At 39.2% G+C, this 24,862-nt stretch carries 21 protein-coding genes; 9 read left to right on the forward strand and 12 right to left on the reverse strand.

Translation table 11 applies throughout. The annotated features are described in order from the left end of the window. Positions 1-379 precede the first annotated feature (379 nt). The 5 genes from FM107_RS13885 (at position 380) to FM107_RS13905 (ending at position 4,292) form a co-directional block, all read left to right on the forward strand. Complete coding sequence (locus FM107_RS13885; RefSeq protein ID WP_086949080.1) at positions 380-727, forward strand: YciI family protein; 348 nt, start codon at positions 380-382, stop codon at positions 725-727. 14 nt (positions 728-741) lie between these two features. Further along, entirely contained in the window at positions 742-1,971 is a 1,230-nt protein-coding gene (locus FM107_RS13890; RefSeq protein ID WP_086949081.1) for an RNA polymerase sigma factor, read from the forward strand. A gap of 63 nt (positions 1,972-2,034) precedes the next feature. Further along, complete coding sequence (locus FM107_RS13895) at positions 2,035-2,457, forward strand: DoxX family protein (protein ID WP_218778999.1); 423 nt, start codon at positions 2,035-2,037, stop codon at positions 2,455-2,457. Between the two features lie 68 nt (positions 2,458-2,525). Next, a complete protein-coding gene (locus tag FM107_RS13900; protein WP_086949082.1) occupies positions 2,526-2,969 on the forward strand; it encodes a DoxX family protein in 444 nt (147 codons plus the stop codon). Positions 2,970-3,011: 42 nt separating this feature from the next. After that, the gene (locus tag FM107_RS13905) at positions 3,012-4,292 is read left to right on the forward strand and encodes a retropepsin-like aspartic protease (RefSeq protein ID WP_179204495.1); all 1,281 of its coding nucleotides are present in this window, start codon (positions 3,012-3,014) and stop codon (positions 4,290-4,292) included. A 467-nt stretch (positions 4,293-4,759) separates the two neighbouring features. Here the strand turns inward: FM107_RS13905 and FM107_RS13915 are convergent, their stop codons facing one another. From FM107_RS13915 to FM107_RS13935, 5 genes are all read right to left on the reverse strand, one after another. Continuing rightward, complete coding sequence (locus tag FM107_RS13915; protein ID WP_086949085.1) at positions 4,760-5,509, reverse strand: YoaK family protein; 750 nt, start codon at positions 5,507-5,509, stop codon at positions 4,760-4,762. After that, on the reverse strand, positions 5,493-5,996 hold the full coding sequence (locus tag FM107_RS13920; RefSeq protein WP_086949086.1) for a hypothetical protein: 504 nt from the start codon (positions 5,994-5,996) through the stop codon (positions 5,493-5,495). The genes FM107_RS13915 and FM107_RS13920 overlap by 17 nt, the downstream gene beginning before the upstream one ends. Further along, positions 5,989-6,504, reverse strand: coding sequence for a hypothetical protein (locus tag FM107_RS13925; RefSeq protein WP_086949087.1), 516 nt, complete (start codon positions 6,502-6,504; stop codon positions 5,989-5,991). Before FM107_RS13925 ends, FM107_RS13920 begins: the two co-directional genes overlap by 8 nt. Positions 6,505-6,637: 133 nt before the next feature. Continuing rightward, entirely contained in the window at positions 6,638-7,987 is a 1,350-nt protein-coding gene (locus FM107_RS13930; protein WP_086949088.1) for a HAMP domain-containing sensor histidine kinase, read from the reverse strand. Beyond that, positions 7,988-8,686 (reverse strand): response regulator transcription factor, encoded by a 699-nt coding sequence (locus FM107_RS13935; protein ID WP_086949110.1) that lies wholly within the window; start codon positions 8,684-8,686, stop codon positions 7,988-7,990. A gap of 866 nt (positions 8,687-9,552) precedes the next feature. Between FM107_RS13935 and FM107_RS13940 the strand changes: the two genes are divergently transcribed. Both FM107_RS13940 and FM107_RS13945 read left to right on the forward strand, forming a co-directional pair. After that, entirely contained in the window at positions 9,553-11,832 is a 2,280-nt protein-coding gene (locus tag FM107_RS13940; RefSeq protein WP_218779000.1) for a TonB-dependent receptor domain-containing protein, read from the forward strand. A gap of 2 nt (positions 11,833-11,834) precedes the next feature. Continuing rightward, positions 11,835-12,986, forward strand: a complete 1,152-nt coding sequence (locus tag FM107_RS13945) for a PepSY domain-containing protein (protein ID WP_086949090.1) — start codon at positions 11,835-11,837, stop codon at positions 12,984-12,986. Positions 12,987-13,147: 161 nt separating this feature from the next. On the opposite strand, the gene FM107_RS13950 is transcribed toward FM107_RS13945, so the two are convergent. Together FM107_RS13950 and FM107_RS13955 are read right to left on the reverse strand one after the other, a co-directional pair. Further along, positions 13,148-14,599, reverse strand: a complete 1,452-nt coding sequence (locus FM107_RS13950; RefSeq protein ID WP_086949091.1) for a sulfatase — start codon at positions 14,597-14,599, stop codon at positions 13,148-13,150. A 36-nt stretch (positions 14,600-14,635) separates the two neighbouring features. Beyond that, entirely contained in the window at positions 14,636-15,775 is a 1,140-nt protein-coding gene (locus FM107_RS13955; protein ID WP_086949111.1) for an exo-alpha-sialidase, read from the reverse strand. A 548-nt stretch (positions 15,776-16,323) separates the two neighbouring features. On the opposite strand from FM107_RS13955, the gene FM107_RS13960 reads away from it, so the two are divergent. After that, on the forward strand, positions 16,324-16,995 hold the full coding sequence (locus FM107_RS13960) for a DUF2490 domain-containing protein (protein WP_086949092.1): 672 nt from the start codon (positions 16,324-16,326) through the stop codon (positions 16,993-16,995). Between the two features lie 207 nt (positions 16,996-17,202). Next, positions 17,203-17,982, forward strand: coding sequence for a carboxypeptidase-like regulatory domain-containing protein (locus FM107_RS13965; RefSeq protein ID WP_086949093.1), 780 nt, complete (start codon positions 17,203-17,205; stop codon positions 17,980-17,982). A 537-nt stretch (positions 17,983-18,519) separates the two neighbouring features. Here the strand turns inward: FM107_RS13965 and FM107_RS13970 are convergent. The 5 genes from FM107_RS13970 to FM107_RS13990 all read right to left on the reverse strand — a co-directional run bounded on the left by FM107_RS13970 (position 18,520) and on the right by FM107_RS13990 (position 24,849). Beyond that, positions 18,520-19,257 carry a YoaK family protein gene (locus FM107_RS13970; RefSeq protein ID WP_086949094.1) on the reverse strand — a complete coding sequence of 246 codons (738 nt, stop codon included), beginning with the start codon at positions 19,255-19,257 and terminating at the stop codon, positions 18,520-18,522. Positions 19,258-19,465: 208 nt separating this feature from the next. Beyond that, positions 19,466-21,196, reverse strand: coding sequence for an ATP-binding protein (locus FM107_RS13975; RefSeq protein WP_086949095.1), 1,731 nt, complete (start codon positions 21,194-21,196; stop codon positions 19,466-19,468). 109 nt (positions 21,197-21,305) lie between these two features. Further along, entirely contained in the window at positions 21,306-22,427 is a 1,122-nt protein-coding gene (locus FM107_RS13980; protein WP_086949096.1) for a histidine kinase, read from the reverse strand. Between the two features lie 28 nt (positions 22,428-22,455). Then, a complete protein-coding gene (locus FM107_RS13985) occupies positions 22,456-23,673 on the reverse strand; it encodes a glycosyltransferase (protein ID WP_086949097.1) in 1,218 nt (405 codons plus the stop codon). 93 nt (positions 23,674-23,766) lie between these two features. Beyond that, complete coding sequence (locus tag FM107_RS13990) at positions 23,767-24,849, reverse strand: porin (RefSeq protein WP_086949098.1); 1,083 nt, start codon at positions 24,847-24,849, stop codon at positions 23,767-23,769. Between the last annotated feature and the right edge of the window lie 13 nt (positions 24,850-24,862).

Consider the following 24,862-nt stretch of genomic DNA (forward strand, 5'->3'; position numbering starts at 1 on the left):
ACGCTCCAAAACACAAGATGCCGCGGATAAATAGCAAATAGGCTCCATCCCGCTATTTTTCTATAACTTTACTCTTTTCTAGATAATAGCCGATATTTTACGTTGATCGCCCTATTGAAATCAATGATTATGAATTCTTCTGTGATCACTCCTCGAGTGCCAATCCGATGGATTAATTCTGATGTTTCAAAAATAAATGGAACGAAAGAAAACTGTAAACCAAATTCAAACTCGTGGAGTTATCAAGTGTAATATTGAAAGATAAAAGTATCTTAATGTCAGTTTCTTACCTTTATTGAAGAATCTGAGTGTTTTTGTCCAATTTGTAAAATTCCAATCCTTATTTAGATATAAATACCAAATATTTAATATTAAAATCATGAAAGAATTTATGTTATTATTCCGGCAGCCCAGTTACGACTTTAGTAATGTCTCTTCTGAAGAGATGAGAGCATTATCGAAAAAATGGAAAGAATGGATGGACGGAATAACCGCTCAAGAAAGATTGGTAAGTGAGGGGCCTCGTTTAGCAGCGGAAGGTAAAGTATTGAACTCAGGAGGTGTTATTACCGACGGACCTTTTGTGGAAATTAAGGAGCAATTGGGTAGTTTTATTATCGTTAAAGCAGAAAATATCGACGAGGCGACCACCTTGGCTCACGGCTGCCCTGCAATTGATGAGGGTGGTAGCGTTGAGATCCGACCGATTTATGGGAGGCAATATTAAAAAAAGCATAACCTATGGAAAAGGACGCTTTAAAAATTTTATTTAAACAGGAGTTTACAAGAATGATCGCAGTCATCAGTAAGATCTATGGATTGCAACATATAGAAATTGCCGAAGATATCGTGAGCGAGACCTTTTTGTTGGCTGCTGAAACTTGGGATAAAAAAGGAACTCCCGTAAATCCCGCTGCGTGGTTATATACCGTGGCCAAACAAAAAACAATTCACCATTTTAGGCGGGGCAAAATTTTCAAGGAGAAAATAGTGCCGGAACTGAGCTACAAGCAAAGTACACAAGAAAATGAGGATCTGATTTTTTCAGAACAAAACATTAAAGATAGCCAGTTGCAAATGATTTTTGCTATTTGCACCCCTGTTATAGCGAGCGAAGCCCAGATCGGGTTAGCCCTCCGCATATTATGTGGATTTGGAATTGACGAAATCGCTGAAGCTTTTTTGACAAAAAAAGACACGATCAACAAAAGACTTTTTAGGGCCAAGCAAAAATTAAGAACAGAGAAGGTAAAATTAGAATTTCCTGCTGAAAGCAATATTGCCAGCAGGTTGGAAAACGTCTTACATATTATATACCTTCTCTTTAATGAAGGGTATTATTCTAAGACTCAAAATAAAACCCTACAAAAAGACTTATGCCTAGAAGCTATGCGTCTATGCATTATGCTGACCGAATACAAGAAGACTAATCAACCTAAAACCAACGCATTACTTGCCCTTATGTGTTTTCATGCGTCCCGCTTTAATGCTAGGAAAGACGCTAATGATTATTGGATTTTGTATGAACAACAAGACGAGTCTCTATGGGAAATGGGTTTGATTCAAAAGGGAAGACATTTTCTAAATCGATCGGCAGAAGGACAGGAAATGAGCTCTTATCATTTAGAGGCCAGAATTGCTTACTGGCATTGTATTAAAGAGGACAGCAAAAATAAGTGGTCGGATATTTTAAAATTATACGATCAACTTCTACTAATCAATTATTCTTCAAGTGTGGCCCTAAACAGACTATTTGCATTTTATAAGCTCAATGGGTCAGGGGCAGCTTTGGAAGAAGCGAAAGCACTTAAGCTGGGGAACAATCATTTTTATTATACACTTTTGGGTCAACTCTATACAGATATTGACGAACAAATGGCGATCATGAATTTTCAGAAGGCTATTATCTTAGCGAAATCTAAGGCGGATAAACGAACCATATTACAAAAACTGGAACGTTTGAAAAAATAAATGGCGATGTGTCCAATTATAATATGTTCGATCATTATTGGGGTAAAAGAGAAAACTTTCAAAATGATGAACGAACAGAGTAAATCAATTGTAGGTTCACGAAGAACCCCGGACCTTATCGCTAAGATTGCAGCAACAATTACCATAATAGGAATGCTCGTTGGAGGTGCGAGTCAATTCTTTCGATTTGATTATCAGGTAGCGGTTTTTGAGCAATTAGGTTACCCACTGTATTTAATGTCAATTATAGGTTTAGGAAAAATTATTGGAGCAGTTGTTTTATTGATCCCCAGACTACCTCTTATTTTTAAAATTGGTGCGTATACAGGTTTGGTTTTCACCACAAGCGGAGCTGTAGTATCCCATATTATACAGGGCATGCCTTTGGACGCTATTCCACCATTCATCGTAGCTGGAATAGCGTTTGTTTCCTGTTATTTACATCCAAAACTCAAATTCGTATTTACAAAAATCGACTCTAATTAAAAATCGATAATAATTCGATTCGCTCCAGAAACCTTATTAATTGTATTTTTAAATAATTAATAATCAATATGAAAGCACTTAATACGAACAAAATAATCAAATTGTATTTGCGATTAGCGATTGGTGTCGGGTTTTTATCTGCTGTAGCAGACAGGTTCGGCCTTTGGAGTCCGGAGTTATCCGTTTGGGGAAATTGGGACAAATTCTTAGAATATACTCAAGTGTTAAACCCAATGGCCCCGGAAGGATTCATACCCGTCTTAGGCTTTGTCGCTACGGCTGCCGAAATTTTTTTCGGATTATTTCTACTAATGGGTTTCAAAACCGAATTGTTTGCAAAACTCAGTGGCGTGTTATTGTTAATATTTGCATTGTCGATGACCTTTTCAACGAGTATTAAAGGTGCATTCGACTTTTCAGTTTTGACAGCTTCCGCCGCTTCCTTTGCGTTGGGAACGATGAAAGAAAAATATTGGGAAATAGATAGTTTATTATTTAGGCCGTCAAGATAAATGATTGGTCGACCTGAATTTAAACACGTATTAATGGACCTCATGAAAAGAATATACCTTCTATCAGTTACGCTATTCTTTATCGTAGGCTGCACTGAACCTCGAAAGAACACTAATAGTCAGGTATTAAGTTCATTACATCAACTTGTTGAAGAATTAAACTATTTTGAACTTCAAGGAGTGTATCTTAAACAAAAAGGTAAACTTACTGAAAAGCACCAACTGTATTTTGAAGCCATCTTGGCTAATGCCTTTAATCAACCGGAGAGGTCCAATCAATTAATTGATACTTTTTTTTCAGATTCGATTGAAAATGATACCCTTGCAAAACAGTTACTTCAAAGAAGGCTAACTAATCACATTCATCTTTCTGAATATGCTGAAGCTTTGCACGTTAATGAAATGCTTAGAGGACAGTATACATCCTTATTGGATTCCGGAGAGGTTGAAGACCTTGATAATACCCATAAAATATGGCGGGCCCTCAAGACGGCTCCGCCCCAGCGAATACTTAAGAATGAAAATGTGATTCTGCCTATCACTAAGGATAAAGCCGGACTTTCAACAATCGAAACGAAATGTGGTGACACTACGCGGAATTTTGTTTTTGATACGGGTGCCAATTTTTCGGTTATCCAGAAGTCGGAGGCAGAAGCCATGGGGATGCGGTTTATACCAGCGGGTTTCAATGTAGAAGCAGCTACCGGGTTGAAGGTGAAAAGTGATTTGGCTGTTGCCGAACAGCTGGAGCTGGGCTCTATCGTTTTAAAGAATGTTGTTTTTCTGGTCTTTGAGGATGCTGCCTTGTCATTTCCCTCCTTTGATTATGAGATTAAGGGAATTATTGGTTTCCCTGTTATCAGGGCCTTAGAGGAAATTCAGCTCTATAAAAACGGGCAGATTCGCATCCCTAAAGAGCCCACAATTTATAATCTAGACAATCTGGCATTGGATGAATATATGCCCATTGTAAAGGGAGGTTTCCAAGGGGAGAATCTGCTTTTTCATTTTGATACTGGTGCGCAAAAGACTTCTTTGTTTTATAATTTTTTTCAGAAATATAAACGTGAAATAGAGGCGAAATATAAAAAGGAAACCTTGAAAGTTAGTAGTGCGGGCGGAGAGGTGGGGTTCGAAGGGTATGTTATTGATGATTTTATACTGAAAATTGGAGATGCGCAAGCAAGATTAGATAGTTTGCAATTATCCATCAGCCAGATTGGACAGGTAGACCGGATGGATGGTAATTTGGGACAAGATTTTATCCAGCAATTCGATACGATGATCATAAGTTTTAAGTTTGCGTCGATATTATTTCAGTAAAAATCTTTTACCTGAGAGCTATCTTTGGAATTACGGCATTATAAAATCATTCGATGACGGTAACTATAAATAATATATGGGTAAATGGGATTTGTTATCTTAGTTATGTTTTAATCAGCCAAAAGATGCCCTATCGTATTATTAACAAAGATGGCAAGTGAAAATGCTGTTTACAAGCATAAACGGAAGTGGATTAAATATTGAACACGCCCGAGTAACACACCTCGATCGGTTGGCAAAACTAATGATGTTGGTCATGATCGCATTTGTGTGGTACTACAAAATTGGTGATTATATAGAGACGAAGATTAAATCCATCACAACAAAAAAGCACGGGAATAGAGCTACAAGTATCTCTAAATATGGGTTGGACGACATTGCTCATCGCCTATTATCTGGGTTCAATCCGTTTAATATCAATTTAATACGTTTTTTGTCGTCGCACTTAACAATTTAATACCCAAATATCAGACAGTTGATAATTTCTTGTGCCTTCTAGAAAACCAGTGCTTGACATAATATATTTTATATAGGTCGTAGCATGCGATCAGTATTAAGATAAAACATATAATATAAAATGTGGAATTCCCAATATGTACAAATCCGAATCCGCCAACGAGTCCACCTAGGACATAACTCACCATAATGGTTAGAAGTAAATGAAACTTATCGACCATCGCCTTGTTTTGTCTGTTGTTCTTTTTGCTTAATAGCGAGACTAGTATAGCGAGATCGGTTGTAAGTCCGGTAAGGTGTGTCGTCTTGACCACAGAATTAGAGATACTCGCTGTTAGTCCATTCTGCAACCCCATAGCAAAAAGCAGCAGGGCGACTAGGTATTCGGTCTCTTGAAGCGAGTCTTGATAGAAAAAATCTAAATATACGCCTACGTAGAGCACGCTGAGAAATTCCAGCATGATGGGCACCGCATGAGCGAAGTATTGACTCCACCTGCCCTTACCATTAATGATAAGAAAGTTCGATAGAAAACTTCCGATGAAAAAAGAGGATATCCATAGTAATACCACAGCACCTTGATACCAATTGCCTTTACTAATTTCCTGCGCAAATACGGCGTAATAGCCGGTAATGTTTGAGGTAAAAGCAAAAAACACGATTACAGAGGCTACGTTTAACATACCCGCGGAAAAGGCAGTGAGGCTTCCTAATCTTAAATTATCTCCAAGTGTACGATGTGTACTATACTTCCTTAGCATATATTTCGTTTGTTTCCTGTTTGTTTTTTCGTTCTAGAATGATTTCTATAATCCCTTTTACCTGAAGATCAAAATTCAGGTGTAGGACCATTTTGTCTTTACTTATCGCTTGAATTTGAAAGCTTTCTAATCGCTTTCCATTCCGGTGAAGTTCCAATATGTGCCCGCGACCTTTAATATACCACTTCAACTGCTCATTTTGGTGCTTGTTTGTGGAGATGAGTTTTCCATTCTCTGAAAAATTCCAGCAACCTAAATGTAGCTCGTGAAAATCATCGAATATTTCCTTTTTTAGTTCCTGATAAACAGGCGAAGTAATAGAGACAGCATTATTTGTGTTGTCTTTTTCGATACTCCAAGCTGTCTCAATCCATTCGCCTTCAATTATCTGTTCCGGGCTGTCTAATCGACTAACCGTCAGCGATGAGATAGAAAGTATCCCAAAAATAACGATGTAATTTATTTTTACTAGGAAATCTCTACTCATAGCTTAATTTTATGTTTTTTCTAAAAAATAGGGCTTCCAACTCGTCGCGTTTGTCGTTTTCTGACTGGGGAACCGCTAATTTGTTGACCACTGAACCTACCTTCATCTGCAATTCACACAGTCTTCCGTGGAGATCGAAAGCAAGTCTTTTGTTTTGGGAATATTTATACCTTTCTGAGAGCACAAGTTCAATGATCTGGTTTCCTTTGAGGTAATTGGCGATATACCGACTGTTTTTGGAAATGACTAGATCCGCATAGATCTCTTTTAATTTGTTTTTATACTTAGCGCGTATAACTTGACACCCTTTGATGAAGTCGTCTCCCTGAATATCCTCTAGGTAGAATTCTTTGTCAAAGCTATAAAACGTGGTAATGGAGCTACCAAGATCAACTCCACATGCGAGAATGATTTCAATTTCTTTTTTTTCAGTCTGTTCTAGATATGCCAAGACGACCTGAAGTGAGGCCGTGCTGAAGTCTGTAGGGATCAAAATTCTACTTACCATTTTTTGCTATTGTTTGCGAACAAAATTAGCGCAGGGAGGTAGGAAGGCGATGAGAACTGTATTAGTTTTACATTAGACTTTGTGGAGGTACATTAAGGGAAGATTAAAATACGTTCACGGTATTAGAATTGGATTAGAATTGACAACTTGGCAGCTCTATTCGTACAGTAGTTCCTTTAGCCAGTTCAGAATTGATCGTTAGTTTCCCCTCATGCATCTGAATAATATTTCGGGCAAGAGGCAGTCCAATACCATATCCCGAGTATGAGGATACGTTAGACGCGCGGAAGTACGGGTCATACACGAACTTCAGCTCCTGCTGCGGTATTCCGATACCTTTATCTCTGATCAATATGATGACGCTTTTTTCACCCGCACCTAGGGCGACATACGCCGTGTGATTTTCGGAATATTTACAAGCATTAGAAACGAGATTCGAGATTGCCAGTTGAAGAAGTGCAACGGATCCATTCACTTTTAACTTCATGCTGTCTTCGGGCAATAAGCTGAAATCGGTCTTAATATGAAATTTAGAGTTAATGTCTTTAACCGCGATCTCCGCATCCATGATAATTTGGTCGATGCGGACGGGTGTAAATTTTAATGTATTGTTTTGGTAGCCCGTTTGCGCAAGCATCAGAAGGGCGCGAGTTTTCTTTTCTAGGTTCTCCGAGGAAACCATAATTTTCTCTAGAGCTTGCTGGTATTGTTTGATCGTTCGGTCTTTAGAAAGCGCGAGGTCTGCGATGCCGATGATCGTCGTTAAGGGGGTGTTTAGTTCGTGAGAAGCATTACTGATAAAATTCTTCTGCGTCTCAAAAGAGGTTTCAATTCTATTGAGCATACGGTTGAAAGTACGAGCTAGTTTCTGCAAGACACCTTTTTCCCGATCTTCATTCAGTCGAAGAAAAAGATTTTCCGTGCTGAATTTCTCCACTTCACCGATTAACCGGTGCACAGGCTTAATGAAGGATCGCTTTACTAAGAGAGAAACGACGGTGACAAATAGAATCCCCAGAATAAGGGAGATGATTAATAGGTTGCGTAGGTAAGCTAAGTGATGAGAATAAAAATAGTTTTCGGCAGATATCCCGATAACATATTGTTTGTTTTGGTGATGATAGACGCTTGTTGAGTAGAATTTATTGCCTACTTTAAAATTCGTCGGCCCCTTTTTGTTAATCATCTTCCAAATCGAAGGATCAAAATACGCATCGGACTTGATTCTGTTCTTCTCGTCAAATTCCAGCACAAATTCCGTTTGATTGAAAAGTTCTTCAATATAGTTTTTGGACCATGCCACACCTTCCCGCTTGGTGTCAAGGACATGATTAGCGGTAATTTCCCTTCTAAGGTCCAGGCGTTTATAGAAATCAGAAAAGGCAAAGTTTGTCACCGAATAAAAGATGAAAGCGACAAAAGTGATCGTATAGATCACTAATATACCAATCAGTGCATAAAGTAGTTTATTGTAAGTTCTCAATTATTCCTCAATTTTTAAAACATACCCCATACCAATTACTGTATGGATCGCCTTTTGTTTAGTCGTTTTTTCAATTTTCTTACGCAAATAGTTGACATATACGTCAACGACATTCGAGCCGATGTCAAAGTTAATCCCCCATACTTTGTCTAGCAGCTCCGTCCTGTCAAAGACCTTTTCGGGAGATTTTAGTAATAATAATAATAGTCTGTATTCTGTCGAAGTCAGGCTAAGGGCCTGCCCATGGGAAAAAGCAATTTTCTTGTAGTCATCGATCTCAATAAAGCCGTAGCGATGATGTTTTTTTTCGCTGCTGGTAGCCTGGAGGGTAATTTCACGTTTTCGTCGTATCAAGGACCGCACGCGTGCTTTTAATTCGATCAATTTAAATGGTTTGGATAAATAATCATCCGCGCCGCTATCTAAGCCGATTACGACATTTTCTGGGCTTGCAAGCGCCGTTAACATCAATATTTGGAGATGAGTATAACCGATTTCGCGTAAGTTTCTGCATACTTCTAATCCGTTCATCTCCGGCAATAAAATATCTAAAATAACCAGGTCAACCTGCCACTCTTCCAGGACGTTAAGTACTTCACTGTACCTATCTGCATGAAATACCATATAACCTTCTTCCTCCAAGCCCTGAATTATGAACTCCGCGACATCGGCATCGTCTTCGACCAGTAGTATGTTCATACTCTCCATTTCGATAATTTACTTGTTACTTGATTTATTGTCGCCCCTAAGATAGAAAACCAACGACCAAAAATGTTTTTTTCCCGAGGTTATTTCACAAAAATGAATAGGGCAGTGGGTATCTTCCTGTTCATTACGGGACTGCTACTTCTTTTGCAGCGCGTTTTGCAACGGCTTGCTTTTTTTGTGCGCTTGGAGATTACAATCCCATGTGTATCAGGGTATACCAGGTAAAGTACACCAGTTTTTGAAGAAAGTCGTCGGGGCTGTTTAGCAAGAGGACTCTGTTAAATCTATTTTTTTAAGCGGCCGTTGCGAGACATTGTACGCCACGTATTCCGTAATCAAACTCCACGACCAGGTGTTTTTTTGGATAACTTAATTGAAAACAAGAACCATGGGTGCATCTCGCTATTGAATCAGGGAACTGTTGCAGAGAAGATTCGTAGATATAACGGTTACGAAAACCCATCTATTTCGCAGGCCGGTATTTTTTCGGAGTTCCAAAGACGCTCATACTGACAAAAAATAATACGACGATTAAATGAGATTTTTTAATGTAATGCATCACGCCTTTTTTCTCGTGTATAGATCAATAATATCCAATTTACAAGATGCTTTTCCTTATTAGGTCGAGAGATCACCACACGTTTTATCTACGGGTTATTTATTTAACAAGCCTAGTGAACAAAAATGAATTATATGTTTCGATACGATTGGTAAAAGTGATTTATTTTTTTACATTTGCCTCAATTTGTATTTAATCTAAATAAGCTTTAAAAATGAATCTTATCTTTTCGTCAATAGCAGTGTTCCAAGGACAGTGTTTAAGGACAGTTACAATTTCAATTGTCTCCGTGCTGGTTATGTTAACAACGATAGTCTCTGCTCAAGACGTTACCCTCCGAATACAAAATCAACAAAATGATAATATCGAAGGCGCCTCTATTCGATTAGATAAGAAGGTACTAGGCACGACGAATCAAAACGGTGAATTTTTGCTGGACGTGAGCGTTATCGAAAATAAAAGTTTGTTGTTATCGGCAATAGGTTATCAGAACTTGAATGCTACTATATCGCCGACAATTACGTCTGCTTTGTTAACTTTTACGTTGACTCAGGATAATAAGTTTTTAGATGAAGTAATTGTTACCGCTGGAAGAAAGGTCGAGAATATAAATACGGTTCCCTCGTCGGTTACGATATTAAATCAAAAAGAGATCGATGCACAATTAAATATTTCGAGTAATCTTGCTACCATGATAGGCAATGCGGTACCCGGTTTGGGGACGAGTACCAATAAGGCGAATAACAGCGGCCAAACCTTGCGCGGACGGCAGGTTCTGGTTTTAATAGATGGGATCCCGCAGTCGACTCCACTTATGAATGGTTCGAAAGATATAAGAACTATAGATCCGGGGGTTATTGAGCGCATTGAAGTCATTAAAGGTGCGACTTCAATCTATGGTAATGGTTCGGGTGGAGGTATCATTAATTACATCACCAAGAAAAATAACAATGCCAAGCAATTTGGAGGAACGACATCGATAGGGACTTCTTTTAGTCCTTTACATGCAGATGAAACGATCGGCTACCGGGTAGCACAAACATTTACGGGGACACGAAATAAGTGGAACTATACGGTCGGTGGAAGCTTAGATTATACGGGCTTGCTGCGCGATGCCGATGGAACGCCCCTAGGTCAGGTAGATGGTTTGTCGAATACCCGCTCTTACAACGGGTTTCTAAAAGTAGGATACGATATTAATGATCATTCTGGACTTACATTACTATATAATTATTTTGGAAGCACGCAGCATGCTAAATATATAAGTGAGACTGGTGTTTATGGCCAGACGCCAACAATTGGAATAGAGGGAGCAGACCCCGGAAAACCCGCAGGGACTCCCTATAATCATAATGCGATGTTAACCTATTCGAACTCCAAAATATTCTCGAATACTGCGCTAGATGTAACGGCTTACGTGAATAGTTTTAGTTCAATGAATCGTTTTATAGCCATGGGTTCGTCCTGGTATGGTCCGGGGCAGACAATGATTAAATCGAATAAAAAGGGATTGCGTACTAATTTCAATTCCGCTTTTAATATCGGTAATATCCCTTCTGAATTGACCTATGGATTAGATTTGCTCAATGACGTGACCTATCAAGATCTAGTTGACGGGAGAGTATATATACCAAAATTGTCAATGGTGAATTTAGCGCCCTACGCACAGTTGAAAATGGACTTTTTCGAAAATTTTATTTTTAAAGGTGGCATACGCTATGAGAACGCGACGGTGCGTGTAAAATCTTTTAACACTATCGCTACGGGTCCTGATAATGAGGGTAGTATTCCCGTCTCGGGAGGTGATATCCCCTACAAAGCAACCATGTTTAATGCGGGCTTGCGATTTAATAGGTTCGACATATTTAATCCATTTGTAAGTTTCTCCCAAGGGTTTGCGATTAATGAATTAGGGAGGGTATTACGTCGGGCGAAGGAAAATACGTTGGAAGCGATAGAAACAGATCCGATAATTACCAATAATTACGAAGCAGGGTTTTCATCACGATATAAAATGTTGAATTTTACGGCGGCCTATTATATAAGCACGTCTGAATTGGGCGTCAACCTTGTTGATGTCGGCGGGTTTTTAATGGCGCAACGGGAGCCAGAGAGAGTAAGTGGTTTTGAGTTTACATTAGACGCGGCGCTTTCTCAAAAACTAAGTGTTGGAGGAAGTTATGCGTATGTTGAAGGTAAAGCGGAGCTTGATAACGGGGATAAAATCTATCTTAACGGCTCGCGCATAGCGCCGGCTAAAGCCACTGCTTTTATCTATTATTATCCAACGCGAAAATGGGACCTTCAATTATTCTGGGTGCATACCGGTTCTCGTGATCGGTTTGACGTGAACGATACCGGGCGATATAATAACAGTGAAGGACCAATAAAGAATGTGGATCTCTTCAATCTGTCTTCCAGCTATGCGTTTAATCCGCAGTGGGAACTCAGTTTAGGTATTGAAAATATTTTTAACACAAGTTATTACCCTACAGTGAGTCAATATCGTGCTCTAGATGCAGAGTACGTTCGCGGGAATGGTACCAGAGCAAATTTAAATCTACATTTTAAATTCTAGAAATGTTCAAAAAGGGCATCATTTGGCTCCATAAATGGTTGGGATTATTTTCCGGTATTATTGTATTTATCTTGAGTATTACTGGATGTATCTATGTGTTCCAAGATGAACTAAAATTACTCGTCTATCCAGAACGTTATTATATTCAGGAACCTGTTTCATCTAGCGAGGCATTACCGGTAAGTGAGCTATTAAAAATTGCGCAGCAGGCGATAAGTAGTAATGAAAAAATTTCTCGACTAGATTTGTTTCCAGCGAAAGATAGAACTTGGATATTCCGCGCTGCACAGACAAATGAGCATGCATTTGGACACTGGAATTACCAAAAATATTACAAGCGTGTATTTGTTAATCCATATTCGGGGGAAGTACAGGCAGTCGAAAATACAAAGTATGAATTTTTTCAAATTGTGCTTCAGTTACATCTAAATCTATTGCTGGGAAAGAAAGTAGGGCATGCCCTTGTCGGAGCTTCGACGATATTATTTACTGTTCTTTTGCTCAGTGGTATTGTACTATGGTGGCCTAAGAAATGGAAAAGAAAACCAATTAAGCGTGGCTTAACGCTATCCTTTAACGTTAAATGGAAACGCTTAATTTATGATCTGCATAATGTACTCGGGTTTTATAGTTTATTGATAGCTCTAATTTTCGCTATTACAGGATTGGTTTTTGCTTACCCGAAATTTAAGGAAGGATATATAAATGCATTTAATTTCGTTGATCGCAGTATGCTAGATGCGTCCGCCAAAGTCATCCCCCAGGTAAAGCTGCACGCTCTCGATGATGCACTAACATATACCTTAAGAAAGCATCCTAGCGCCGATATGATGTCCTTAAGACTGAAAGCCAATGGGGATAAGCAGGATATTCAAGTCCGTCTACAAAAAGACAAAACGAGTGATTTTGTTTGGTATTATTTTAATCTAAAAGATGGATACATTGTCGACGTAAAAATGGATGAGACTAATCGGCTCGGTGATCAAATAGCGGCTATGAACTATGACCTTCATGTCGGTAATATTTACGGCATAGGGACAAAATTTTTATATTTCTTTATGTCGCTTATTTGCGCCTCACTTCCAGTAACAGGGTTTATGATGTGGGTAAATAAAACAAAGAAAAAGAATAGAAGCGTGATTAAAAACAATTAACTCAATCCACCATCTAGGCTTGTGAATGTTTTTTCTCAACCGCCTGCCTTCATAAGAAAACTTGGCTAATTCATTCAATGGTTTTAGCTCCGTTTGGGGGCACTCTCACTAGAGAGCTTTCGAATTTAAAAAATAGAAGCACTGATTTGTCCTTTGATGCTTCACTCATTGTCCCTTCTCAATTTTCTGCCCTGTCTCAAAAGCTTCATCATTGACTTTTCGATTCTCCTGTGCTCCTTAGAACCGGCCAAGTTGCGTTTTTCAAGGGTGCTAGGGGAATAATGATATAGCTCTTTAGATTCAACGGCCCCCTCATCCAGATTTACCCACTCGGTGTACCTGTATTCTTTTGTTCGCACGGAATATCCCATATACTTGGGTTCATTCTTATACATCCAAGGACGTGGGAACTGACTAAATGCTGCTTTTTTCCAAGGGCGTGTCGGATTCTTCAGCAATGGTACCATGCTCTTGCCTTCCAACCCATCAGGGATATCTAACCCTGCAAGTTCAGCCAGCGTAGGGTAGATATCAATCAACTCAACCAGGGCTTCGGTATTAGATTCTTTGACACCGACATGTGGAGAACAAATGATAAGGGGAACGCGGGTATCCATTTCAAAATTTGTGGTTTTAGCCCATAGGCCGAGCTCTCCCAAATGAAAGCCATGATCGCTCCACAAAACAATCACGGTATTCTCCATTAATCCCTGTTGTTCCAATTCATCTATCAATCGCCCAATCTGAGCATCTATGTAGGAGATACTTGCGTAGTACCCGTGTCGTAGCTGCTGTATTTTAGTTACAGGAATCGCTCCTGAATCCGGAATATCATTGTAACCTCGTAGCTCCACCCCATCATGCAACGCAATTTTCGGTGCAGCCTCTGGTGCGCTATCTGGAGATGGGGGCGGTATTTCGCTCTGGTTGTAAAGATCCCAATATCGCTTAGGAGCGGAAAAAGGGAGATGCGGTCTTCTGAAACCCACAGCGAGAAAAAATGATGAATCTTTTAGCTCGCGGATTACATTAACAGCAGCACTAGCGACTTGGCCATCTACGTAAGCCGTATCAGGAACCTCGAGGCATTCCCAAGAGGCCTTCTTCCAAGAGCCATTTGTGGGTTGATTTTCAGGAAGGACGTACTTTGGACCTGCAGCATCTGTAATTGCTTTTATCTCCGGTGCAGACCACGACACAGGATCTTGTGCCTCTTTTGAATCGTGATAGATTTTTCCCACATTTCGTGCGGCATATCCATGTTGTTTAAAATACTGCGGTAATGTAACGGCATCTGGTAAGGCCTGCCGAAAATGTGTTTTTAGATCCCATACCTTCGTCACATCCGGCCGCCGTCCTGTAAGGACTGATGCTCGAGATGGGCCACAGACTGCTTGTTGACAATAGGCTCGATTAAACACTACGCCTTTTTTGGCGAGCCGATCAATATTAGGCGTAATTGCTGCAAAGTTTCCATCATTGGAACGCAGATCATCAACAGCGATAAAAAGTACATTGGGTCGCCTTGCGGTTTGAGCGTTTACGCGTTGATGCGCCACCAATAGTATACTGGTTAGCACAATAATCACAATATGTAGAACGGGGTGCTTCATATTTATACTGAATTGTTGCTGTTTCTAAGTTCAGATTTACAGTTGGTCGATAAGTTCCTGGATATTAAATTGACTTAAATGTAAAGCCAATCCTTTTTGCTTATCAGTCCGGGTTTCGTATAAACAATAGATGATACCATCTAATCCAACAGCCAAATCAGAATAGCCTGCTACTCCTTCTTCCAGAATCTTGGATACCGGCCAAGTTTTTCCGCCGTCTGAGCTCAACTTGACGGTCAGATTTTTCCGCGGATGCTTGGGGATTTGTTCGCTATCAGGATTGACAAAAATGAGGTAGGACTTGCCCTCAGGCTGATCTACGCGGATAATGCTTCCCATACAAATGGGTTCGAACAAATCATCGATGTAAGTTGGAGGCGTCCAATTGGTGATGCCATTTTTGCTATAGCTTACTCCTCGCTTTCTTTCTTCCGATTCGTTGCGTATATTCAACATTACACGTCCATCATCAAGTTGAACGGCCATCGTTTCACTTGGATTCTTAAAGCCTTGAACATCCGGTATCAATGCACCTCTTTTCCAGGTTTCTCCCATGTCATCGCTATATATGGTGGCAATTCGTGAGGGTCTATGACTCCTATGCGGTGTAAGGACATCGGAATCGGCTAACCAGACAGGCACAATCAATCGTCCGTTTTGCAGCTGGATGCTATGCCCGGGACCGGGGGCCAAGACTTTCCAATTATATTCGTCCTTAAACTCGTCAAAAGTAGAAGTAATGTCCGAAGGCTTACTCCAAGTCTTACCGTCGTCTTTGGATTGTGTGTAATAGGCGCGTGAATAGTCTCGTTGATAGATTAAATGGACTATCCCATTCTGCCCGATGATTGGTGTGGGGTTGTCCACAGGCATGTTCCCTGAGCTTTTTGCAACAATTTGTAGGGGCTCCCAATTATTTCCTCCGTCTTCACTTCTTCGCATGACCAGATCCATATCAGCCCAGTCGCTACCGCTATCTATTCTTCCGGCAGCGAAAGCCAGAAGTGTGCCTTTTCCAGTTACTACTAATGCCGGAATACGGAGAGACGAATAGGGGTGGTCGATAGGCGTCAAGACCGGCGTAGATGAGGCAACGTTGTGCTTTATAGTCTGCGCTATTGACGTTTCAGCCACTGAAACACAAAAAATCAAAATCATCGCTAAGGATGCCATCATCCAATTTTTATTTAAATTATTTCGTTGTTTCATCAGTAACCTTCGGTTTGAGTAATTTTAGGGTTTGTATTAATTGAAGCATCATGCAGGGGCCAAAGAAGAGTGTTTTTTTTACTTTCTTTACCCTCAAGGTTCTGTACCTTGTGCATTTATTGCTGTTGTCAATGAAATGAGCCACAAACAAGTGTAGAAAAAGACCAGTGTTCTTTTCATAATAGTTTTCTTTTGGTTGCCTAACTAATAAGTCTATATGTACTACATATCAAATGTAGAAAATAAATTTTGTAAACCAAAAAACAAATTATTTCGGTAACGCTATAAACTCCATAGAGCATTGAAAGGACGCTCCAAACGCGCTACTGTTCTTTTTATTTTTGTGATTCGTCTGTAGTTTTGCGATACGGTTTTTTTGTTGAATTATCCTTCGAGAACGATATTCACTCACCTGTTTAAGTCAAAAGGCAGCTAAATACGACCAGTTTCCGGATATAAAGACATTGTTACATGTATTTTTTTGAAAGTAGAATATTCGTGTGTTATTTTCGGACATGCGCGTATTTTTGATTTTCTCGTTTGTGTTATCTTCTACACTTCTTTGTTATGCACAGCAACCCCAGTCTTGGTTGATCTATTTCGGACAATCGAAATTTAAGGATAGTAAATTTAGTATTCACCACGAGGCTCAATTTAGAGATCATACGCTATTTGGAGATCATAATCAGAGTTTGTTTCGCGTAGGTGGGCAATACCAATTTAAGCCTTATCTGCAAGGAACGATGGGCTACGGGTTTATTTATTCCGAACAGCCCGGTTCACCTAACCGGCCTAGTCACGAACATCGTATCTATCAAGAAGCTTTATTTTCCCATGGCTTGAAAAGATCTAAAATCAAACATCGATTGAGACTAGAGGAACGGTTCATTGAACGGCAGGACTTTCGAGGTAGGTTTAGGTATAATATTTTTATAGATATTCCGCTGACTCGCCGCGATTTTACCGCAGGAGGGGTTTATTTAGCTTTCTATGACGAGATCTTTTTAAATATTGACGATTCGAAAGATATCGAGACATTTGACAGAAATCGACTTTATGGCGGCCTTGGCTATAAAGTAAAGGATAATCTGGGACTGCAACTTGGTTACATGATGCAACATGTGGAAAAAAACAAAGGCACGAACCATTTATTGCTGTCTGTGCATCATACGATAAACTGGAAGTAAACTAATCCAATCGCTTTTCTTGAACGATCAAATGCCTGTATCCAATAGGTGATTTCCTTTATCCTGAAAGATACTTTTTAGTAGCGCAACCTCAGCCAAATGGCAATAAAAAAGAAATCTAATGTTAAAGAATGTTAGTTTCTTTCGTAATCACTTCATTGATTGTTAGTTTTGATAAGTCCAAGACTCTAATCTTACTTTGAATTTATGATGAGATTGCTAGTGTCGGTGTTTTTTGTCTACTTATCAAATCAGGTATTTGCGCAACAGCTAACTGGATTAGTGGTTGACCAAACTACAAATTCCCCTATTATCAACGCAAAAGTTATGACATCTTCTCACGATACATTCACAAGTGCAACAGGGGGATTTAGCTTGGATAATGTTCCTTTTGGTGATACCATAACTGTTAGCCATATGGGTTATCAGACGTATTATGTAGAGCGTCGTAATAGCACTAAATCTGACACCATGTTGATCATATTAGAAAGTACTCCAATTGCTTTACAAGAAGTAATAATAACAGGAACACGCAATTACACGCAGGATTCTCTAAATAGGAGAAAGGAATATGCAGCCGTCTTTGCTGATAAATCTCCGAGATTTAAAGATATTTTCATTTCTAAGTCTGCCAATACTTCTTCCCACTATTCTCCATTTCAGAATTCTACCTCCTCTTTGGTTAGCGTCAATCTACTGTCAGTTATTGGTTTACTTACTAAAAACAAGAGGCCCGTTTCTAGATTGCAAAAAAAATTGTTAAAGGAGGAAGAATATAATTACGTGGATCGTGTGTTTTCCAAGGAAAAAGTCCAATCCTTAACACCTTTAAGAGGGGATTCACTTCAAAGTTTTATCAATGAGTATCGTCCCTCTATTGAAGAATTGGAACACATGACAGACTACGATTTAATATTACATATTAAAGAAAGCTATAAAGAATTCACTAAGACTTATAAGCATGAAAATTTTCCTTCCCTTAAATAAATAAAATTTTTATCCTGCTAGGATGCATACTTACAGCGACCGGGGGCAATTATGTTCATAAAAGTAAAAAGGATGAAATCGGTTTAGAACCAGACTATAGTCGCAGTGTATATCAAAATAAAATCTACCACGGATGTGTTGAGAAACCTCTTAAATCCAAAAATTAAAAGTATACTTATAACTTTTGTAAAAAATAGATAAACTTATAAGTATGATTATTATTTATATGGTGTTCCAAGGATTTGGTATTCAATCTTGATGTATTTGTAAATATTGATTCGAGGTGCGTTAATAAATTTTAAGAAAAAGAGAAATACGCAAGCAAGAACAGAAATGCTAAATCTGATAAGTAACTCAAAAATTGCTTTATCACATTCTGAGATAGAAAATAGGTTGGATGGTTTATGTAATCGGTTTATGATCTATCGGTTCTTTGCCCTTTGTATTTGTAACGTTGCTTTTCCTGTGGATATGCTTACAAGGTGCCCCTATCTTTACCCAATTCCTGTTGCTTATATTTTGGAAGATGTAGTAAAACTATCTGTGGTTTCTGAGCCTGCGTTTTATGTTATAAAATCGAAGCAGTAACCGATCGTACCAAAGGGCGAACAACAGTAAGGTCACCGGAATAAACAGTGTTTTTACTCCTAAACTGAGAAAAGCGAAACCTCCGAGCAACCCTCCGGAGAAAAAGCAGCCTATAATTGCACCCTTCAAGAGAATACTTCTATTTAGTTTTTTGCGTTCGGTGACTCCTTTGTAAAAAAATAATTGTGACAATTCAATGCCTAAATCGGTAAACAATCCGGTCAAATGGGTTGTTCTTACCACGGATTTAGAAACTCTTGTTACTAGGGAGTTTTGTAGCCCCATAGCAAAAAGCAGCGCACAGGAGAGTAATACAGGGCTTAGGATTACCTGGTGTATATCCAGTAAGCCTGAACAGGAAACAATTAAAAGCACGCCAATTTCAACAGATATGGGCAACACATAAGAAGCATTGGGCTTGTGCTTGGAAACCAGCTCCGTTAATGTGTTTGAAACAAATGCCCCAAATAAAAAAAACAGGACGTATATGAAATAAATAAACACCATGTTATAGTCCTTTAAAAAGAACTCTTCCGACAAAAATGCAAAATGGCCTGTGATGTTGGTGGTCAATGTATTGAGACCCAAAACCCCAACAATGTTTACAGTTCCTGCAACACCCGATAAAATTGAAGCTAATTTGAGATTGTGCAAATAGGTGCGGCCCTTCCCGCTATGTCTAAACATTCGTAAATCCTTTGTAACAAAGATACAAAACAGATCTGCCAATTGAATTTCTCCAATCCAATTGGCATGCTTCACCAGATCGTTGAAGGGGACATCATGCTAGTCGGAAATTATGACAACCAATCAACGCGACATAAGACTTTTATAAGGAACATCAAAGACAGTCGAGTAACTATCTGATCGCGACCTTTGTCCTATTGTATCACGTCTATTTCTGGTAAATATTTAAAGAGAAATAAAAGGTGCTTCCCGCTCCATATTCACTTTCCGCCCAAATTTTGCCTCCTTGTGCTTTAATAAACTCCTTACTGATACTAAGTCCTAATCCGGTACCTTCCTTCTTTGTACCTGGAATCCGAAAATATCGCTCGAAAATCTTCGTCAGGTACTGGGGTTGTACACCCTGCCCCGTATCTGTTACTGAAAACTGAATCTGATTATTTTGTATTTCCGTTTTGACAAGAATAGTTGAATTTTCATAGGAATAACGGACTGCATTAGAAATTAAGTTCGTAAGCACCCATGCTGTTTTCTCGCTATCGGCAGATATCATTACACTATCATTTGCACTGACATCTATTTTTATATTTTTATGATCTGCCGCAGATTTGTTGGCATTCACCGCATAATCAATAACAGGGCTTACCTCAGATGGCAGCAGATTTATTTGGATAGATCCGCTTTCTACCTGTGTGATATTCAGTAATTCGCCTGTGATTTTCAATAGTCTGACTGTATCGTCTTTTATTCCGTTTACCAACTCTTTCTGTTCTTCGTTGAGACTTCCTATCTGATTATTCTCTAGTAATTGCAAACTCATTTGGATGGACGAAATAGGTGTTTTAAATTCGTGAGAGACTGTTCCCATAAAATTTGTTTTGGCAAGATCCAGCTCTTTGAACGGGGTAATATTTCGCAGCAGGATAACCTGACCGATAAATTCGATTTTCTCTTCTCCGGTGGGTAAAATGTTGATATCCACGACTTCTTTTTCAAAATAGCTTTCTTTTCCGTCAGCGTAAATTTTTAATTGTTCAGTTGTCGGATTTTCCGCTTTTGGAAGAAAAATATCTTTAATGATATTTCGGATAAGATCATTGTGAACAGCTATATTCTGTATTTTTTTTCCAATGAGCTCTTCTTTGCGTAACCCGGAAATGTTCAATGCCTCTTCATTTGCAAAAAGAACCTTTTTGGTTTCATCAATACCAATAACAGGGTCGTGGAGATTATCAATCAACGTCTCAATTCTTTTTTTGCCTTTTAAAATTTTGTCCAGTTTGCTTTCTGAGTATTCTTCCAGTTTTTCGGCCATGGTATTGAATGATTTTGCCAAATCCCCAAACTCATTATTGCTTTCGAAATGAACGCGCTTATGGTAGTTCTGTGCGGCAATTTCCTTTATACTTTCGGTCATTTCCTTGATTGGATTGGCAATATTGGACGGTAGGTTAACCAATAGTATGAAAGCAATCAAAAAACAGACCGTTCCCGTAAGAGATATGATTACAATTGCCTTTTGCGCAGTCTCATCTGCGATACCACTTTTTCTGTTGATCGCTTCCATATTCAATTGCATCACTTCACTGATGTCTTTTCGTATGGAAGATATTAAGATCGAGTCTTCAGTTTGTTTCTTCAGTCCGTTAAAGTGTTTTACAAGCAGGTTTGTAGCCTCATATTCACCTATCTCTGTGACATTACCTCTCTGCAAATTCAGGTTTTTTTGAAAGGCATCAATGGCTGAATTATCTGAAGAGACATCCTCCAAAGCAAGCAACATATTTCTAGAATACTGCAAGGTGTTATAATTGGCAACAAGGATATTGTTAGTGTCTTTTTTGAGCTGATTTACATACCATCCACTGATGGCAGCCAAAGCTAAGATTAATACAAACAACAGTCCAACTCCAAATGTTAATTTTGCTTTTATTTTCATCAGATTAAATTACTTAGTGAGCTCGCGGGCTCGGATTGTTCTTTTTCGGTGATGAAGCTATCAAATTTATTCAAACCGTAGCGTTTTGAATAAATTTGATTGTCTCCTTTCATGATAGTATTACGAGATCAATCTTTTCTTTTGAGAGTTTGTTCAATAAGGTATTAAAAGTATCTGTTGCCAGTATCAGCTTGACTAAGGTGATATGCGGCTTTCCAATACATACGGTGGTAATTTTCCTATCCTCACATTCTTTGATAATAGCTTTGGTTGTGTTTCTTGCCCTCACTTTTATGATTTCAGCACCCAATTCTGTTGCTAATTTGAAATTATTGATCAGGAAGCGCTGTTTGTCCAAAGCTATTTTATCCGCACCTTCCCTGGGAGTCTGTACATACAGCACATACCATTTACTGTTGTAATAATTGGCCAATCGTGCAGTTTTTCGGATGACGGTTTTTGCCGTTTTTTCATTGCAACTGATGCAGGTTAAAAAGCGTTCTTTTTTGACATTTCGGGTAAGTACAACTTCCGTTTCTACCTTTCGTTGCACCTGCGATGCAACTTCTTTGAGGGCCAATTCCCGAAGTTGTAAAATATGCTCGCTCTTGAAAAAATTATTGAGCGCTGAATCAATTTTGGAACTTTCATAAATCTTACCCTCTTTCAAGCGATCAATGAGGTCCTCCGCGGTCAGGTCAATATTTACCACTTCATCTGCTTGAGCAACCACACTATCGGGGATGCGTTCCTGCACATCTATGCCCGTGATCCCCCTTACTTCTTCATTCAGGCTTTCTATATGTTGAATATTTACCGCACTGATGACATTGATGCCGGCATCCAGAATATCAATTACATCCTGCCAGCGTTTTTCATTTTTGCTTCCCTCAATGTTGCAGTGTGCCAGCTCATCAACAATGACCACTTCCGGACGCAGATTAATCACAGCCTGAACATCCAGTTCTTCCAGTTCTTTTCCCTTGTAAAATAGTTTTCTTCTCGGGATAATAGGCAGACCGTCCAATAAGGCGTGGGTTTCTTTTCGGTCATGTGTTTCTATATAGCCAATTTTAACATCTATACCATTACGCAAAAGAGTGTGTGCCTCCTGTAGCATCCTGTAACTTTTTCCCACACCGGCACTCATCCCGATATAGAGTTTGAATTTTCCTCTTCTGGATTTCTGAATTAAATCTAAAAAATGTTCAGCACTTTTTCGTTCGTCCATAAATTTAAAATAATATAGCTTAAAAGGGCTAACCTTCAATTATTTCTATTGCTTCCACTATTCCGTCTTCCATTGACATTGCCTGAGCTATCAATACAGCATTGTGGGATAGTGTTTCGTTCGTTAATAACGCACGGACACTGTCCACGAATTTCTTTGGTGTAAGTTTTTTTACGGGCAATGGATATACGGCTACACCCTTTTGATAAGCAATTTTACCCCAAAAAAACTGGTCGCCGAGCGGATGCAATACAGGACAGGTTAAAAAAGGCTTTCCTGCTTTCAGGCACGAGGCAGTTGTGCCAATACCTCCATGGTGTACCACTGCCTTAACCAAAGGAAACAATTTGTCATAAGGGGCGGCATCAATCACTTTTATATCCGGGTTTTTGTCCAGTACTTCCGTTTCGGAAAATCCCCAACCTTTCACTACAATTATTCTGATGTTCAACTGCTTGCTTAACGTATTGATGAGTTCAGGAATGTCAAGATTATTGCCAAAGGGCATACTTCCGAATGTTATAAGCAGTGGCAGCGCACCATTTTCGATAAAATCAACGATATCTTGCCTTAATGCGACAGGAGAATCGTCCAGCCAAAAACCGGTAAAGAAGCTATTATGAGGAAAATCGTCAGGTTTTTTCAACAGCAGTTCGCTGATACCATAGATAGACATCAAGTCAGGCTTCCTGAATTCAAGGGAAAGTCCCATGTTTTTCCGAAACTCTTGAATAGGTTTTTTCCACATTCTTAATCCTAATTCGGTCAGTTTAAAGGTGAACCTGTTTAGAAAAGACGGCAAAGAGAATGCACTAAACACAGGATTGGGAAATGCTGAGGTCGGCTGGCTTGCCGGAACGACATTCGTTCTAATCATCTTTTCCGGAAATTTTTCTGAAAAATTGTCTGCCATTGTTTTAATATGAAACAACACTTTATCACTTTGTTTTGCCAATTCGTAAAACTTTACTAAAGCGTCCTGTAACATGGGGTAAACAAATTTTTTCAGATGTTTTCGGGCGAGAAATGGATTATGTCGAATCTTATTTCCTTCTTCAGAATTAAGTAATGCCTGAAAGTCTGCATCGACTGGAACAAAATCCAGTTCATAAGTATTAATAAGGCCTTCAAAGTTTCTTGCTGTGGATAAAACGACTTCGTGTCCCCGATCTTTCAGCGCTTTACCCAGTACAGCGTATGGCTGCACATCTCCTCTTGTTCCCAATGTCAATATGGCTATTTTCATATTAATGTGTATTTGCACTAAATCAAATTTACTATAATAAGTGGGTAAAAACGACACGCTATTAACTGGTCGTTTTTACCCATTTTAGCTATATTAAAATTGAATCGCCAGCGATGTAATCGCCATCACATCTCCTTTTTTCATCACATCATCCCGGTTTAAGAAAACAGCATCCTTGCTGTTTAAGCTTTTGACCTCGGTACGCCAAACTAAATTGGGCAGAATCCGGTAATCTACGTTGAGTGAAGCTCCAAAAGTCTGAAAACCGTTTTCTGCGCCGGAATCTATAATAACACCATTTTTGTCATTGTAATATTCTCCTCTTGCAGCAATGTTTAATTTGTCTGTGGGAGAGTATTTGGCAATTAGTACAGGTGTATACCAGGTATCGTAATCACTGCTTGATTTTTCTTTTTGCTGTGCTCCGATATCGAACCCGGCAATCAAAGCAAATTGACTGTCGATTTCAAACTGCCCGTACAGATTATGGAAATAGCGCATTCTTCGCTCATCATCCGGAAAATCATTCCCAATGAAAGAGCTGCTGTTTAACGTCACTTTCTCACTAGGGCGGTAAGTCAATTGGTGTCCGAACGCCGGCGTGGTGTTCCCCTCCACGCGTTGGATACGTTGCCAGCTGTTCATCACAAGGACAGCCATATCCCATTTGCCATTATTTGTACTGTATGATAGTTTAGCTCCTGTTTCAAAATACGGCGAATTGTCAGCCATCATACTTCTTGTCAACGTATAGCAGTCAGCGCCAATCGCACTTTCAAAGCCGATATGGGAAGGTAAAATACCTGCATCCAACCATAAATCGTGGTTTTTGGACAATTTAACGCCGATATTTGCTTCATAGATGTTTTTTAGGACACCTTCTTCAGCAGCATAATTGGCATTCATATATGAACCTACGCCAAAACCCAAATTCGCTCGTACATTGTCCGTTTGGTAAGCAGCTTTGATCAACCCTAAGTTAAGGCTGACTTCATTGTTGCGGTTGTGACTGTACATAAATCCCGGTCTGGCGTTGGATTTCGGATTATTAAAATACTGCTGATAATATACTTCGGCGTATCCATTGATGGTTAAGGGCTTTTTTTCAATTTCCTGAGCACATATGCTCCCTGTCGCTCCCAGCAGGATTGCTGAAAACATAATTATGTTTTTCATCTAAATAAATTGT

Source organism: Sphingobacterium sp. JB170, assembly GCF_900163865.1.
Lineage (GTDB): Bacteria > Bacteroidota > Bacteroidia > Sphingobacteriales > Sphingobacteriaceae > Sphingobacterium.